The organism is Enterobacter cloacae (genome assembly GCF_011078175.1).
Taxonomy (GTDB): domain Bacteria; phylum Pseudomonadota; class Gammaproteobacteria; order Enterobacterales; family Enterobacteriaceae; genus Enterobacter; species Enterobacter cloacae_Q.
The window spans coordinates 64620-78811 of record NZ_JAALCJ010000004.1 but is presented as its reverse complement, the minus strand read 5'-3'; the positions used below and the strand labels follow the sequence as shown (position 1 = coordinate 78811).

The 14192-nt window shown below is 56.3% G+C and carries 13 protein-coding genes; 2 read left to right on the top strand and 11 right to left on the bottom strand.

Going from position 1 to position 14192, the window contains the following annotated elements; translation table 11 throughout:
- Window positions 1-6 precede the first annotated feature (6 nt).
- The 7 genes from rsxD to blr form a co-directional block, all read right to left on the bottom strand.
- Complete coding sequence (rsxD, locus tag G6Q29_RS09975) at window positions 7-1059, bottom strand: electron transport complex subunit RsxD (protein ID WP_165465484.1); 1053 nt, start codon at window positions 1057-1059, stop codon at window positions 7-9.
- The gene (gene rsxC, locus G6Q29_RS09970) at window positions 1060-3276 is read right to left on the bottom strand and encodes an electron transport complex subunit RsxC (RefSeq protein WP_165470167.1); all 2217 of its coding nucleotides are present in this window, start codon (window positions 3274-3276) and stop codon (window positions 1060-1062) included.
- Window positions 3269-3847: an electron transport complex subunit RsxB gene (gene rsxB / locus G6Q29_RS09965; RefSeq protein ID WP_165465482.1), complete on the bottom strand. Its 579-nt coding sequence runs from the start codon at window positions 3845-3847 to the stop codon at window positions 3269-3271. Before rsxB ends, rsxC begins: the two co-directional genes overlap by 8 nt.
- Entirely contained in the window at window positions 3847-4428 is a 582-nt protein-coding gene (gene rsxA, locus G6Q29_RS09960) for an electron transport complex subunit RsxA (protein ID WP_000133206.1), read from the bottom strand. Before rsxA ends, rsxB begins: the two co-directional genes overlap by 1 nt.
- A gap of 76 nt (window positions 4429-4504) precedes the next feature.
- On the bottom strand, window positions 4505-4945 hold the full coding sequence (locus G6Q29_RS09955) for a DUF2569 domain-containing protein (RefSeq protein ID WP_015570663.1): 441 nt from the start codon (window positions 4943-4945) through the stop codon (window positions 4505-4507).
- A gap of 85 nt (window positions 4946-5030) precedes the next feature.
- The gene (gene ydgT, locus G6Q29_RS09950) at window positions 5031-5246 is read right to left on the bottom strand and encodes a transcription modulator YdgT (protein ID WP_000217941.1); all 216 of its coding nucleotides are present in this window, start codon (window positions 5244-5246) and stop codon (window positions 5031-5033) included.
- Window positions 5247-5475: 229 nt separating this feature from the next.
- On the bottom strand, window positions 5476-5601 hold the full coding sequence (gene blr, locus G6Q29_RS09945; RefSeq protein WP_151884424.1) for a division septum protein Blr: 126 nt from the start codon (window positions 5599-5601) through the stop codon (window positions 5476-5478).
- A 238-nt stretch (window positions 5602-5839) separates the two neighbouring features.
- Between blr and G6Q29_RS09940 the strand changes: the two genes are divergently transcribed.
- Entirely contained in the window at window positions 5840-6880 is a 1041-nt protein-coding gene (locus G6Q29_RS09940; protein WP_165465481.1) for an oxidoreductase, read from the top strand.
- Window positions 6881-6934: 54 nt separating this feature from the next.
- Here G6Q29_RS09940 and add read toward each other — a convergent pair whose 3' ends face one another.
- The 3 genes from add to malX form a co-directional block, all read right to left on the bottom strand.
- Window positions 6935-7936 carry an adenosine deaminase gene (gene add, locus G6Q29_RS09935; RefSeq protein WP_165465480.1) on the bottom strand — a complete coding sequence of 334 codons (1002 nt, stop codon included), beginning with the start codon at window positions 7934-7936 and terminating at the stop codon, window positions 6935-6937.
- A gap of 96 nt (window positions 7937-8032) precedes the next feature.
- Window positions 8033-9205: a PatB family C-S lyase gene (locus G6Q29_RS09930; RefSeq protein WP_165465479.1), complete on the bottom strand. Its 1173-nt coding sequence runs from the start codon at window positions 9203-9205 to the stop codon at window positions 8033-8035.
- 49 nt (window positions 9206-9254) lie between these two features.
- A complete protein-coding gene (gene malX, locus G6Q29_RS09925) occupies window positions 9255-10847 on the bottom strand; it encodes a maltose/glucose-specific PTS transporter subunit IIBC (protein ID WP_165465478.1) in 1593 nt (530 codons plus the stop codon).
- A gap of 179 nt (window positions 10848-11026) precedes the next feature.
- On the opposite strand from malX, the gene G6Q29_RS09920 reads away from it, so the two are divergent.
- Entirely contained in the window at window positions 11027-12055 is a 1029-nt protein-coding gene (locus tag G6Q29_RS09920; protein ID WP_165465477.1) for a Mal regulon transcriptional regulator MalI, read from the top strand.
- Window positions 12056-12571: 516 nt separating this feature from the next.
- Here G6Q29_RS09920 and G6Q29_RS09915 read toward each other — a convergent pair.
- The gene (locus tag G6Q29_RS09915) at window positions 12572-14098 is read right to left on the bottom strand and encodes a YdgA family protein (RefSeq protein WP_165465476.1); all 1527 of its coding nucleotides are present in this window, start codon (window positions 14096-14098) and stop codon (window positions 12572-12574) included.
- Window positions 14099-14192 lie beyond the last annotated feature (94 nt).

Below are 14192 nucleotides of genomic sequence, written 5' to 3'. Positions count from 1 at the left end.
TGACCCTTAGCGATGACCGTAGACGCGAGGACGCGTGTAGTAGTCGATGAGCGGAACGGTGATGTTAGCCAGCAGCACGGCAAACGCCACCCCGTCGGGATAACCGCCAAAACTGCGAATAAGCCAGACCAGCAGGCCTGCCAGAGCGCCGAAAATCAGACGTCCTCGGTTGGTGGTAGAGGCGGTGACCGGATCGGTCAGAATGAAGAATGCCCCGAGCATGGTCGCGCCGGAGAGCAGATGGAGCTGCGGGCTGGCCAGTGACTCAGGTGAAATGACCCAGCCGAGCGTCGAGCAAACGGCCAGCGTCACCAGAAAGCTCACCGGAATGTGCCAGCGGATCGCCTTCTGTTGCAGAAGGAACGCGCCGCCAAGGAGATAGGCCAGATTGACCCACTGCCAGCCAGCGCCAGCCAGTACACCGTTGTAAATAGACGATTTCATCACCTGCTCCACGCTGTGTCCGGCACGCAGGGATGTTTTGAAAGTATCGAGCGGGGTCGCCTGGCTGATGCCATCCACCCCCATGCGAAGCGTGTTCATATCCGCGCCCAGCACGGTGTGGCCGGTAAAGATAACGTGCAGGGCATCCATGAAGCCGGGCACGGTGGCGGCGATCTCATGCGGCGGTAGCCAGCTGGTCATCTGTACCGGGAAGGAGATCAGCAGCACCACGTAGCCAATCATCGCCGGGTTAAACGGGTTATGGCCCAGCCCACCGTACAGCTGCTTGGCGATGATCACCGCAAACACCGTGCCCAATACCACCATCCACCACGGGGCGAACGGGGGAATGCTGATGGCCAGCAGCAGGCCGGTCAGCAGGGCGGAGTTATCGCTGAGGATGCGAGTCACTTCCATTTTGCGCAGCTTCAGGATCGCTGCTTCCGCTGCGACGGCACTGGCGCAACCCAGAACTAACTGGAAAAGCGTACCCCAGCCAAAAAACCAGCACTGTACGGCAATACCTGGCAGCGCGGCCAGGCAAACCAGCATCATAATGCGCGATGTCTGGCGCTGATTATGGGTGTAGGGGGAACTTGCAATTCTGAAAACCATTTAATCCTCGTTAACGGCTTGCTGCGCGGCTTTCTTTGCCTGAACGCGCGCAATCGCGGCGGCGACTGCGGCTTTGCGTGGGTCATCGTTAGCGGCCGCAGGCAGTTCATCCTGCTGCGCCGCTTTTCGTGCTTTAGCGCGGGCGATGGCCGCTTCAACGGCGGCTTTACGCGGGTCGACAGGCGCTTCACTCTCTTCGGCAGACTGACTCTGCGCTGCTTTACGCGCTTTGGCGCGGGCGATGGCCGCGTCAACGGCGGCTTTACGCGGGTCGACAGGCGCTTCACTCTCTTCGGCAGACTGACTCTGCGCTGCTTTACGCGCTTTGGCGCGGGCGATGGCCGCGTCAACGGCGGCTTTACGCGGGTCGGCAGGCGCTTCACTCTCTTCGGCAGGCTGACTCTGCGCGGCTTTACGCGCTTTGGCGCGGGCGATGGCCGCGTCAACGGCGGCTTTACGCGGGTCGACAGGCGCTTCACTCTCTTCGGCAGGCTGACTCTGCGCGGCTTTACGCGCTTTAGCGCGGGCGATGGCCGCTTCAACGGCCGCTTTACGCGGATCGATGTCGGCTTCCGGTTTAGCGTTTTGCGCTTTCTCCACCTGACGCGCGCGCGCTTCGGCTTTACGCGCTTCGCGAGCCGCAATCGCTTCGCTGTTGTCCGGCTTCTGTCCCGCCACGATCGCTACCGCCTGGGCGGCAGTGGCTTTTTTCTCGCGCACGCGGGCCAGGGCGGCGTTAATGGCATCCTGATCTTTCGCCGCAGGCTGTACCGCAGCCTGCTTATGACGTTCCTGACGGGCTTGTTTTTCGCGCTCCAGTCGCGCCTGGCGCGCTTCAAAGCGGGCCTTCGCTTCAGCGGCACGTTTTTCTTCCATGGAGATGGCGTAAATTTCGGCTTTCTCCTGACGGAAATACTGCACCAGCGGAATATTGCTTGGGCAGACCCAGGCGCAGGCACCGCATTCAATGCAGTCAGCCAGGTTATGCGCCTGTGCTTTATCGTGCAGCTGGCCTTTGCTGTACCAGTACAACTGCTGCGGCAGCAAATCTGCCGGGCACGCGTCCGCGCAGGCGCTACAGCGGATGCAGCCTTTCTCTTCCTGTGTTTCGCCCATCTCCGATGGGGAAGGGGCCAGCAGGCAGTTGGTAATCTTCACTACCGGCACGTCGAGCCACGGCAGGGTAAAGCCCATCAACGGGCCGCCCATAATGACCATCTGATCGCTTCCCGGGCAGAAGTCCGCCTGTTCAAGCAGATGACGTACCGGCGTACCCAGACGTGCCCAGACGTTACCGGGACGGGAGACGGACTCGCCGGTCAGCGTGACGACACGTTCGGTCAATGGCTCACCGTCAATCACCGCACGTTTCACCGCGTAAGCGGTACCCACGTTTTGCATCAGCACGCCGATGTCGGATGAACGGCCCCCGTGAGGGACCTGTTTTCCGGTCAGGATCTGCGTCAGCTGCTTTGCACCGCCGGACGGGTATTTGGTGGGGATCACGCGTAAGGCGATATCATGGCTATCCGCCAGAACCGCACGCAGCATGGAAATAGCCTGCGGTTTATTGTCCTCAATACCGATCAGCACTTCACGGGGTTGCAGAATATGCGCAAGGATGCGAATACCTTCCACCACCTGCGCGGCACAGTCCTGCATCAGACGATCATCGGCGGTGATGTACGGTTCGCACTCGGCTGCGTTGATTATCAGCGTGTCGATTTTATCACCACCGCCGTGTAGCTTGGCGCCGGTCGGGAAGCCAGCGCCCCCCAGACCCGCCACGCCGAACTGATGAATGCGTTCAATCAGCGCTTCTCGGCTGCGGGAAGAGTAGTCGCTCCAGCCGTCACGATCGATCCAACGGTCTTCGCCATCGGCTTCAACGATCACGCTCAGCTCAGACAACGCAGACGGGTGGGCAACGGTATGGGGGGCAATAGCCACCACCTTGCCGGAAGTCGGGGCATGTATCGGCAACATCCGTCCGCGACCAAAGGTCAGCGGCTGGCCGCGAAGAACGCTATCGCCTTCTTTCACGCACAGTTCACCTTCCGCGCCGATATGCTGTTTCAGAGGCATAACGTAACGGGTTGCCAGCGGGATTTGGCGCAGCGGTGTGCCGTTAGACTGTGATTTCATCTCAGGCGGATGAATGCCGCCATCAAAATCCCAGATCTTATCTTTTCTGAAAGCAGAAAATAACTTAAGCATGTTGTTCCACAGGAATATTGCGAACCGGAATGGTCTGAAGGTCCCACTTCCAGTTTTCGGTAGTCGTTTCAACCGGGCGTAGTTCTATACACTGCGTCGGGCAGGGTGCCACGCAGAGATTACAGCCGGTGCACAGATCCGCCACAACGGTGTGCATCGCGCGCGTTGCGCCCACAATGGCGTCAACAGGACACGCCTGAATACATTTGGTGCAGCCAATGCAGTTGGCTTCGTCAATAACGGCAAGGGCACGAATGGGCTCCTGGGCCTGTTCATCGCCGTCGACAGGCTGCGGATCGACGTTAAGCAGGGCAGCTATTTTAAGCATGACCGCTTCGCCGCCCGGCGCGCAGCGGTTGATCTTCTCTCCCTGCACGCCCACCGCCTCAGCGTAAGGGCGGCAGCCAGGGTATCCGCACTGCCCACACTGGCTCTGCGGTAAAAGTTCATCAATTTTTTCAACAACCGGATCGTCCTCCACCGCAAAACGGCGGGAGGCATAACCCAGAATGATGCCAAAGACGAGTCCCAGTACGCTGATGGACGCGACGGCAATCCAGATAGCACTCATTACAACTTCACCAGACCACTAAAGCCCATAAAGGCCAGAGACATTAAACCGGCGGTCACCAGGGCGATGGCGTTACCGCGAAACGGTGCGGGTATATCCGCCGCCGCAAGACGCTCGCGAATCGACGCGAACAGGACCATAACAAAAGAGAAACCAACCGCCGCTGAAAAACCGTACAGTGCCGATTGAAGAAAATTATGCCCAAGATTGATATTGAGCAGCGCCACGCCCAGCACCGCACAGTTGGTGGTGATGAGCGGCAGGAAAATGCCCAGCAGACGATACAGGGCAGGGCTGGTTTTACGCACGACCATCTCGGTAAATTGCACCACAACCGCAATGACCAGAATAAAGGACAAGGTGCGCAGGTAGAGCATGTCGAGCGGGATTAGGATCCAGGTATCAATCAGCCACGCGCAAATGGAGGCCATCGTCATCACGAAGGTGGTCGCCAGCCCCATGCCCATAGCTGTCTCCAGTTTTTTGGAGACACCCATAAACGGGCACAGGCCAAGGAACTTCACCAGTACGAAGTTATTAACCAGCACAGTTCCGACAAAGAGCAGTAAGTAATCGGTCATTATTGAGCCTGAAATAAAATAGCCGCCTATTATCGGATAAACGACAACAGGTCACAACAGGTTAACTGTAAGGTTATTACGGGTTAACGAAGGTCTTCTTAACGCGCGTCGAACGCTTGAAATAGGGCACCAGAAGCGCCGTCGCCAGTAGCGGAAACAGTAACTGGCGAACCGCCAGCGCGTCAGACACTGGCGAGAAAGCGAACGCTTTGACGGCCAGCAGCACGGAGACCAGCAGCCAGATAATGTAATGTTTCGGCACGCTTTTGCGGCGTTTGAAGAAGGCGATAGTCAGCCACAGCGTGTAGTACCACATCGCGATCGCGAAAACGAACGACACAAACCACGTTGCAATATTGAGCGCACTCTGCGACATCAGTGTCTGGATAGCATGAGGCGTAACCAGTGCGGTGGTGTATAGTAACAGCGCCAGCGAAGCGCTTAATAATGCCACCAGCAGCCATGCCAGCGGGGCGATTAACCAGCCCCCAATTCTCTCTCCAGGCAATGCGGTCATACGCTCTCCCATAGTCTGCGCGAAATGTTATACAGAAATTTGCAGGGCGGAGAGTATATAACATTTCACGCCGAAGGCTACTTTCTTATACAACGTAACGCCATACAGATTTAGGCACTTCCCCCACGTTGAACAGACGTCCGCCAGAAACCAGCTCGGCGCGACGATGGTCAGCAGCGCGGTACATATTAATGATGTCCTGATTATCCGACAGCGTGTAGTTCAGATGGTCAAACAGTTTTTCCAGGCTTTCAAGGGAATTGATCTTACGAAATTTTAATAAATAGTCCTGAACTGTCATATTAATAAGTTTCCATATAAAAGGGTAATACCCATAAAGGTAATGCGTTTGAATAATAAACGGATTAATAAAGACGTAAACTGTCCACTTGGGTAACGCGACGAAATTAGGAGTTTTCTTTGCGAAGAATCAGGCATCAGCTGATGCCTGGAAGAGAAGGGTAACCCCGTTCATTACGGCTGGCAATACGTTTCATGACGTAATGTGTCACGCTTTATGACGCTACGGCTTACTTTTGTTGTGCGACAGTAACAGGCTCCGGCGGTTGGTAGTTATCGATATGGCTGGCAATGCCGAGCAACACCACCGAAACTCCAAGGACAATCCATCCCGCTAATTCAATGATTCGATTAATTATTGACGTCATAATTTGTGTTTGTAATTTATCCATAAATACAGATTACAAATGTTACAGCGCCCTTTTCGACAGAGCAAGGGTTTTGGGAACGATTCCCGGGCAAATATGCACACTTTAATGCGGGGTAACAAAAAACACGGCCATATGATGCTATTTTACGTTACAGCGCACATTATTAATCTGTGCGTTAAGCACTAGGCCAGTGATAAATAAGCGCACAGCGAGGGGGCATACGATGAGTGAAAACATCCGCGTCGGTCTTATTGGCTACGGGTACGCAAGTAAAACCTTTCATGCACCTCTGGTTGCCGGCACGCCGGGCATGGAACTGGCTGCTATCACAAGCAGCGATGAAACCAAGGTCCACGCCGACTGGCCTGCCGTGCCGGTGGTAAAGGAGCCTAAGCATCTGTTTAATGATCCTAATATTGACCTTATTGTCATTCCCACCCCTAACGACACGCATTTCCCCCTGGCGAAAGCGGCGCTGGAGGCAGGCAAACATGTCGTTGTCGATAAGCCCTTCACCGTGACGTTGTCACAGGCGCGCGAGCTGGACGCGCTGGCGCGAAGCCTGGGTCGGTTATTGTCGGTCTTTCACAACCGACGCTGGGATAGCGATTTCCTGACGGTCAAAGCGCTGATAAACGAAGGCACGCTCGGCGAGATTGCCTTTTTTGAGTCGCATTTCGATCGTTATCGTCCGCAGGTGCGAGATCGCTGGCGCGAGCAGGCGGGTCCGGGCAGCGGCATCTGGTATGACTTAGCGCCGCATCTTCTCGATCAGGCAGTCCATCTGTTTGGTCTGCCCGTGAGCATGACGGTCGATTTAGCCCAGCTCAGGCCGGGGGCGCAGACCACCGACTATTTCCATGCCATTTTGAGTTATCCGCAGCGGCGCATTGTGCTGCACGGGACAATGCTTGCGGCGGCGGAATCGGCGCGCTATATCATTCACGCGGCGCGCGGCAGCTATGTGAAGTTCGGCCTGGATCCGCAGGAGGAGCGCCTCAAAAATGGCGAACGCTTGCCGCAGGAGGACTGGGGCTACGACATGCGGGACGGAGTGGTGACGCGTGCGGAGGGTGAGATACGGGTTGAGGAAACGGTGTTGACCCTGCCGGGGAATTACCCGGCGTATTACGCCGCCATTCGTGACGCGCTGAACGGTTCAGGTGAAAACCCGGTTCCGGCGAGCCAGGCAATCCAGATCATGGAACTCATTGAGCTGGGGATCGAATCTGCCAAACATCGCGCAACGCTCTGTCTGGCATAAGTTTACGACGCTTTTGTAGGCCGGGTAAGGCGTAGCCGCCACCCGGCTACGCATTTACGCGGTTGCAACCTTATCCCGAAGTGCCTGTTTCTCATCTGGCGTCAGGAAGGCGATTTCAAGCCCGTTGATTTGCGCCTGACGGATCTGCTCGCGGCTCAGTCCGGCCTGCGGTGCGGCGATGTTGTATTCGTGAATAATATCCACGCCCTGAACAGCCGGATCGTCGGTATTCAGCGAAGCCAGTACACCGTGTTCGAGGAAGGTTTTCAGCGGATGGTGGGCCAGCGATGCCACTGTGCTGGTCTGAATATTGGAGGTCAGGCAGGATTCGATCCCAATACGTTGCTCGGCGAGGAAATCCATCAGCGCGCGATCTTCAATCGCCTTAACGCCGTGACCAATACGTTCCGCACCCAGCTCACGAATGGCCTGCCAGATGCTTTCCGGTCCCGCGGCTTCACCCGCGTGAACGGTAATATGCCAGCCTGCATCACGTGCACGGTTGAAATGAGACAGGAACAGGCTGCCCGGGAAACCCAGCTCGTCACCGGCGAGATCGATGGCGGTGATCTGGTCGCGATGCGCAAGTAACGCTTCCAGCTCCTGAAGACAGGCCGCTTCACCGAAGGTACGGCTCATGATGCCGATCAAACGCGCCTGAACGTCAAAAGTTTTGCAGCCTTCACGCACGCCTTCAATGACCGCTTCAACCACGCCCGCTACGGGGAGATGGTGGGTCATCGCCATATAGCCCGGCGAGAAACGCAGTTCGACATAGTGCAGGCCGTTACGCGCGGCATCTTCGATGTTTTCAAAGGCGACACGGCGACAGGCATCAAGCGAGGCCAGCATTTTCACGCCCCAGTCTAGCTTGCTCAGAAAACTCACCAGATCCGGTTCGCTCGACGTGACCTGGACATGGGGGATCAGAGTGTCAAGCGTTTCGGCAGGAAGCGTTAAATTGAACTGGCGGCCAAGATCGAGAATGGTTTGGGCACGAATGTTGCCGTCGAGGTGGCGGTGAATATCAGTTAAAGGCAGGCGTGTATCAATCATGGTCGCACTCTTTGCTGGTTAAAGTGCGCCATATTATAAAAACAAAACGGGGTAAAAAGCTATTTGCGCAAGGGAATATTCCGTTGCGCAAATGATCTACAGCAGAGTGTTGATGCCAGCGATAAGGCGCTGAACGCCCTGTTCAAGCTTACTACGCGGGCAGCCAGCGTTCAGTCGCACATAGCCTTTTCCTTCATCCCCATAGGTATATCCCGGCATGATGGCCACTTTTTGCTGTTCAGTCAGTACTTTTTGCAGCGTAGTGTCATCAATTCCAAGCGGGCTGAGATCGATCCATGCCAGATAAGTGGCCTCGGGCGGTTGCCAGTTGAGTGTCGGAAATGCAGTATTCAGTTCGTCAGCAACGTAGCGCAGGTTTTCTTCGAGATAGGCCCGCAGCGCGTCCAGCCAGGGTTCTCCCTGTCGGTAGGCTGCAATATGCGCGGTCAGCGCCAACACGGAAGGGGATGAGAGTCCATCCCGACCTTTTAATGCATTCAGATAGGCGTTACGGCTGTCGTCATCGGCGATAAGCCCGTAGGCGCCCGTCAGCGCCGGAATGTTGAAGCTTTTGGAACCCGAGGTCAGCAGCGCCCATTTACCGCGCGCAACTTCATTCCAGGGGGTATGACGATGCGTGCCCCACACCATGTCCATATGAATTTCGTCGCTGATTACTGCCACATCATAACGGCTGCAAAGCGCCGCCATTGTGGTCAGCTCCTCCCGCGTCCAGACTTTGCCGGTCGGGTTTTGCGGGCTACACAGCAGCAGCACCTTGTTTTCCGGTTTTGACAGTGCCGCTTCCAGCGCGGCCATATCGCCCTCCCAGCCACGCGCCTTTTTCTGCATCGGCACGGAAACAACGGTACGCTGGTTGCCTTCGATGGCTTTATAAAAGGCATCGTAAGCCGGGGTGTGGACCACCACGCCCTCGCCAGGCGCGGACCAGAGTCGGATCAGCTCTGAGACCATATAAATGACCGACGGCCCATACACCACGGTTTCAGTATCAATCTGACTGTTAAAGCGTTGCCGGAACCAGTGCGCCACCGCGGCCAGAAAGTCGTCATTTTTCCAGCGACTGTAGCCAAACACGCCGTGGTCTATTCGCTGGTGCAGCGCATCGGTAATGCAGGGGGCAGTGGCGAAATCCATATCAGAGATGGTGAAGGGCAGCAGGTCGGCTGCGCCAAAACGGTCAGCGACATAATCCCACTGAGTACACCAGGTGCCGTGTCGATCCACGACGGTAGAAAAATCAAACATGACGGTGCTCCGTAAAGTAAAACCCCCTCATGACGAGGGGGGCAAGGCATCAGGCTTCGACGGTTCGCATCAGGGTTGCCAGCTCATCCTTCACTGACTGTACCTGTGGGCCAATGACGACCTGCAAATTGTGTTGATTCAACTGTACCACCCCAATAGCCCGGTTAGCTTTAAGTGCGTTGGTATCCACTTTAGACATGTCCGCCACCGACAAACGCAGGCGGGTGATGCAGTTATCCAGAGAGGTAATATTATCCGCACCGCCCAGCGCCGCCAGAATAGCTGGCGTGTTATATCCGGATTTCCCAACGGTACCGGCTACCGCCTGTTCAACGCTGGTGGCCGTATCGGGATCGCGGCCAGGTGTTTTCAGGTTAAAGCGGGTGATGGCGAAGCGGAAGATCCCGTAGTAAACCGCGAACCAGATGGCGGCCACAACCGGCACCATATACCATTTGGTGGACAGGCCGTGCAGGATACCGAATACCACGAAGTCAATCACGTTACCGTCGGTATTGCCGATAGTGACACCCAGTACCGCCATCACGGTAAAGCCCAGGCCCGTCAGTACGGCGTGGATGAGATACAGTACCGGTGCCACGAACAGGAACAGGAACTCGATAGGTTCTGTCGTACCGCCCACCACGCAGGCAATAACGCCGGAGATCAGCAGGCCTTTAATTTTATGACGATTTTCAGGACGGGCGCAGTGGTACATCGCCAGCGCAGCGCCCGGCAGGCCGCCGAGGAAGGCGGGCATTTTACCCTGTGACAGAAAGCGCGTCGCACTTTCAGAGAAGCCGTGAGTGGTCGGGCAGCTCAGCTGGGCCTGGAAGATGGTCAGCGCGCCGCTAACGGAATGGCCGCAAACGTCCATGGTGCCGCCTGCTTCCGTAAAGCGGATCAGGGCGACCAGAATATGCTGTAAACCAAACGGCAGGAGCAGACGTTCGCCCGTACCGAAAATCATCGGGCCGAAATCACCTGCGCCGTTGATAATGCGGCCGATACCGGTGATACCCATGGCAAAAATCGGCCAAATCAGCGGGATGATCAGACCAAACAGACCCATCACAACCAGCGTAATGATCGGCACAAAGCGGGTGCCGCCGAAGAAAGCCAGCGCATCGGGCAGGCGGATGTTATGGAAGCGCTCGTGCAGCATCCAGATAATCACCCCGGCGATCACGGCGCCAAGGATCCCGGTATCGATGGACTGAATACCAATCACGCTCTGGATGTTATTGGCTTTTAGTATCGCCGCGTCGGTCGTCGGCAGGATCCCTTTGGCGGTCAGCCAGAAGTTAACCGCAAGGTTCATGACCGCATAGCCAACGAAGCCCGCAAACGCCGCCACGCCTTTGTTTTCGCGCGCCAGACCCAGAGGAATGGCGATACAGAACATTACCGGCAGGAAGCTAAAGGCAAACGATCCGACCTTGCTCATCCAGATGAAGATCGCCTGAAGTACCGGATTTCCCAGGAAAGGGATCAGGGTAATGACGTCGTGACTGCTTAACGAGCTGCCGATCCCCAGCATGATCCCGCAAAAAGAGAGAAGCGCCACGGGCAGCATAAAGGTTTTACCCAGTTGCTGGAAAAACTCCCACAGCGATATTTTTTGTGCTGCTTTCGTCGTCATAAAACGACTCCTTAAATGGTAGAAAGAGATTTAACGGCCTCGATGGGGCGAGAAGATAAAACGTTTTATCAAATTTTAGTGCGCGCTGAATCACATTCTCAGGCTTTTACTGGTAGTATAAAGATAACGTATTGATAAAACGTTTTAGCGATCTCATTATCAGGGAGTCACGCCACCACATGGCTGTAGCGAAAAAGATCACCATCAACGATGTCGCGCTGGCGGCGGGGGTTTCCGTCAGCACCGTTTCGCTGGTATTGAGCGGGAAGGGGCGTATCTCTCCTGCAACGGGTCAGCGCGTCAACGAGGCCGTTGAGCAGCTGGGCTTTGTGCGTAATCGCCAGGCGTCGGCGCTGCGCGGTGGGCAAAGCGGGGTGATAGGGCTGATCGTTCGCGACCTCGCGTCGCCATTTTATGCAGAACTGACCGCCGGGCTTACCGAGGCGCTTGAAGCGCAGGGGCGAATGGTTTTCCTGCTCCACGGCGGACGCGAACCGGAGCAGCTGCTCTCCAGGCTGGATATGTTGCTGACGCAAGGGGTCGATGGGGCGATCGTTGCCGGCGCGTCTGGCCTGAGCACCGAACTGTGCGAACGCGCCGCGCAGAAAGGCGTACCGCTGGTGTTTGCGTCGCGCGCCAGCTATCTCGACGAAGCTGATACCCTTCGGCCGGATAATATGCAGGCCGCGCAAATGCTGACCGAGCATCTTATTCATCGCGGCCATCAGCGCATCGCCTGGCTCGGCGGTAAAAGCTCGTCTCTGACGCGTGCCGAGCGGGTGGGCGGTTACTGCGCCACGCTTATCAAATACGGCCTGCCGTTTCACAGCGAATGGGTGGTGGAGTGTGGATCCAGCCAGAAAAAAGCCGCGGAAGCCATCGGCACGTTGCTTCGTAACAGCCCGACGATCAGCGCGGTGATTTGCTATAACGACGTCATTGCGATGGGGGCGTGGTTTGGCTTGATCCGCGCCGGGCGCCAGAGCGGTGAGGGCGGGGTTGAAACCTTCTTCGGCCATCAGGTGGCGCTGGGGGCATTTGCGGATGTGGGTGAAAATGCATTAGACGATCTCCCCATCGTCTGGGCGACGACGCCGGCTCGTGAAATGGGGTACACCCTGGCAGACAGGATCATGCAGCGCATTGAAAATACGGACGTGCAGGCCGGGCATCAGATTGTAGCGGCGCGGTTAGTGACGGTGAAGTGACGCTGGCTCAGAATCGTACGCCGGATAAGGCGCAGCCGTCCCCCGGCAATAAAAAACCCCTCGTGCGAGCTGAGGGATCTCCAGTAATTTGAAAGCAAAAGCGATAACGTTGCCTTTGAATAACTGAGAGCTTTCAGCGATGTCCTGGTCCGGCTGTAAATCGCTGAGGCGTTTGCCTTCCGGCCGGGGCGAGGCGCAGGGATGCGCCGAGAGGGCGGGCTTTACAGGGATGTTACCTCCGCCCGTCCCCGATAAGCCGGAAGGAATAAGCCGAAGGTACCGCGAAGCGGCGATTTTCCGCCGGGAGCACGGGTCGCCAGGGTGGTGGCGACTGAGCCACCCTGGCACGTTCACCGCTCATGTCGTGACAGAGTAGCAGGGAACATAAGGTGAACGGAATGACCATCAGAGCCATATGTTCCCCTCACCCCAGCCCTCTCCCTCAAGGGAGAGGGGGCCGTCTGTGCAGGCATAATTTTGTGGGGAACCCTCAGCTCGTGCGAGGGGTTTTGTCATTTACTGCTGCGGTACTGCCGGCGGGGCTGCCGGTTCAGCAGGTGCCGGAATGCCCAGCGTTGGCATTCCAAACATGCCGACAAAATCTTCCAGCGGCATTTTGTCGCCGTTGAGCGTCACCTGACCATTAGCATATTGCAGGCTGGTGGAAATGGTGTTGTCTTCTACCTTGGTGACGCGGAACATCTGGCCCATCGCCGCCAGGCCTTTCACCTGTTGGTTTGCCAGTTTGCCAGCATCCTCTTCACCATACCCTTCAAGTTTCGCAATCTGCGTCATGAACTCGGTCGCCATATCCATCGGGATGGTCAGCTTGCTGTCGAGCGATTTCACGCTGCGGTCAACTTCCTGCGCCAGGGTCTGCGGTTCGCCGGTTGCGGCGGCCGGATCCTTCAGGAACAGCGACAGGTTGAAGTTGGTTTCGCCTTTGCCGTTTTTCCAGCTCAGTGGCGCAACGGTAATCACCGGCTCGCCCTTCAGCAGGATCGGCAGGTTATTAAACAGCACCGTCATCGCCTGCTGCTGGTACGCCTGCGGGTTCTGTTGCAGGGCGGCATCGGTCAGCAGAGCCTGACTCTCTTTGCTGTATTTCTGACTGAACTCATGCCACGCCTGGCCGTCAATGTTGCCGATTTTCAGAGACAGCTTACCGGTACCCAGATCCTGATTCTGTACTTTCAGGCTTTTCAGGCTGTAATCCAGCTGGGTGTTGATGCTTTTACCGTCTTTGGACACGTCAGACTTACCGTCCAGATCCATGCCTTCCAGCACCGCCATCTCTTTGCCTTCGATCGCAATGGCGATCTTATCGAGGCTCAGTTTCTGGTCGCCAATTCGCTCGTCAAAATCGGTCATACGGCTATTGCCGCTGGCTTTCAGATTGTTGAAGGTAAGCTGAACCTTCTGGTTATATTCATTGACTGAATTCACCAGGCCGCTGGCGGCATCGCCGGTCAGGGAGACATTCTTGCCGTCGCGATCGGCATCAAGCTGGAAATTACCGCCGCTGAAGGCGACTTTATCGGTGCCTTGTTCGTAATTCAGGGCCTTCAGGTCGATGTCGGAATGCGTATCACCGGCATAGCTGATGCGGGTATTGATCTCAAACGGCGATTCATTTTTCGCCATTTCGAAAATCGGCTTCGTCACCTCGTTATTTACCAGTACGGTTCTGGCGGATGCCATGGAGGGGATCAGGTTAAACTTTTTCAACTGCGCCAGCGGGAACGGACCGTGGCTGACCACTTCATCCAGCACCACGCTCTGGCCCGGTTTCAGCCAGGCGTTCTGATTACCCGCAACCGGCTTCACCACCACCTGCATATGGCTGGTAAACACGCCACGCTGGTAGTTCTGGTAGCTCAGCTCCAGGCCTGCTTCAGGCGCGCTGCGCTTAATCTCGCTGTTTGCCTGCGCCATCATCTCTGCCAGACGGCTTTCCAGCTGTTTCCCGGTATACCAGGATGCACCCGTCCAGATCACGCCTAAAGCAACAATCACTCCTACCGCTACAACCGATTTTTTCATTGCGATTATCCCTAAAATGAAACCAGGCGGTGAAAACCGCCTGGTGTTACAACGCCTGTTACTAGCTTAGCAAGAGTTGTTAAAAAATTCAGTA

Coding starts and splice junctions, on each gene's coding strand:
- rsxD (WP_165465484.1), bottom strand. CDS start 1,059: ATGGTTTTCAGAATTGCAAGTTCCCCCTACACCCATAATCAGCGCCAG.
- rsxC (WP_165470167.1), bottom strand. CDS start 3,276: ATGCTTAAGTTATTTTCTGCTTTCAGAAAAGATAAGATCTGGGATTTT.
- rsxB (WP_165465482.1), bottom strand. CDS start 3,847: ATGAGTGCTATCTGGATTGCCGTCGCGTCCATCAGCGTACTGGGACTC.
- rsxA (WP_000133206.1), bottom strand. CDS start 4,428: ATGACCGATTACTTACTGCTCTTTGTCGGAACTGTGCTGGTTAATAAC.
- G6Q29_RS09955 (WP_015570663.1), bottom strand. CDS start 4,945: ATGACCGCATTGCCTGGAGAGAGAATTGGGGGCTGGTTAATCGCCCCG.
- ydgT (WP_000217941.1), bottom strand. CDS start 5,246: ATGACAGTTCAGGACTATTTATTAAAATTTCGTAAGATCAATTCCCTT.
- G6Q29_RS09940 (WP_165465481.1), top strand. CDS start 5,840: ATGAGTGAAAACATCCGCGTCGGTCTTATTGGCTACGGGTACGCAAGT.
- add (WP_165465480.1), bottom strand. CDS start 7,936: ATGATTGATACACGCCTGCCTTTAACTGATATTCACCGCCACCTCGAC.
- G6Q29_RS09930 (WP_165465479.1), bottom strand. CDS start 9,205: ATGTTTGATTTTTCTACCGTCGTGGATCGACACGGCACCTGGTGTACT.
- malX (WP_165465478.1), bottom strand. CDS start 10,847: ATGACGACGAAAGCAGCACAAAAAATATCGCTGTGGGAGTTTTTCCAG.
- G6Q29_RS09920 (WP_165465477.1), top strand. CDS start 11,027: ATGGCTGTAGCGAAAAAGATCACCATCAACGATGTCGCGCTGGCGGCG.
- G6Q29_RS09915 (WP_165465476.1), bottom strand. CDS start 14,098: ATGAAAAAATCGGTTGTAGCGGTAGGAGTGATTGTTGCTTTAGGCGTG.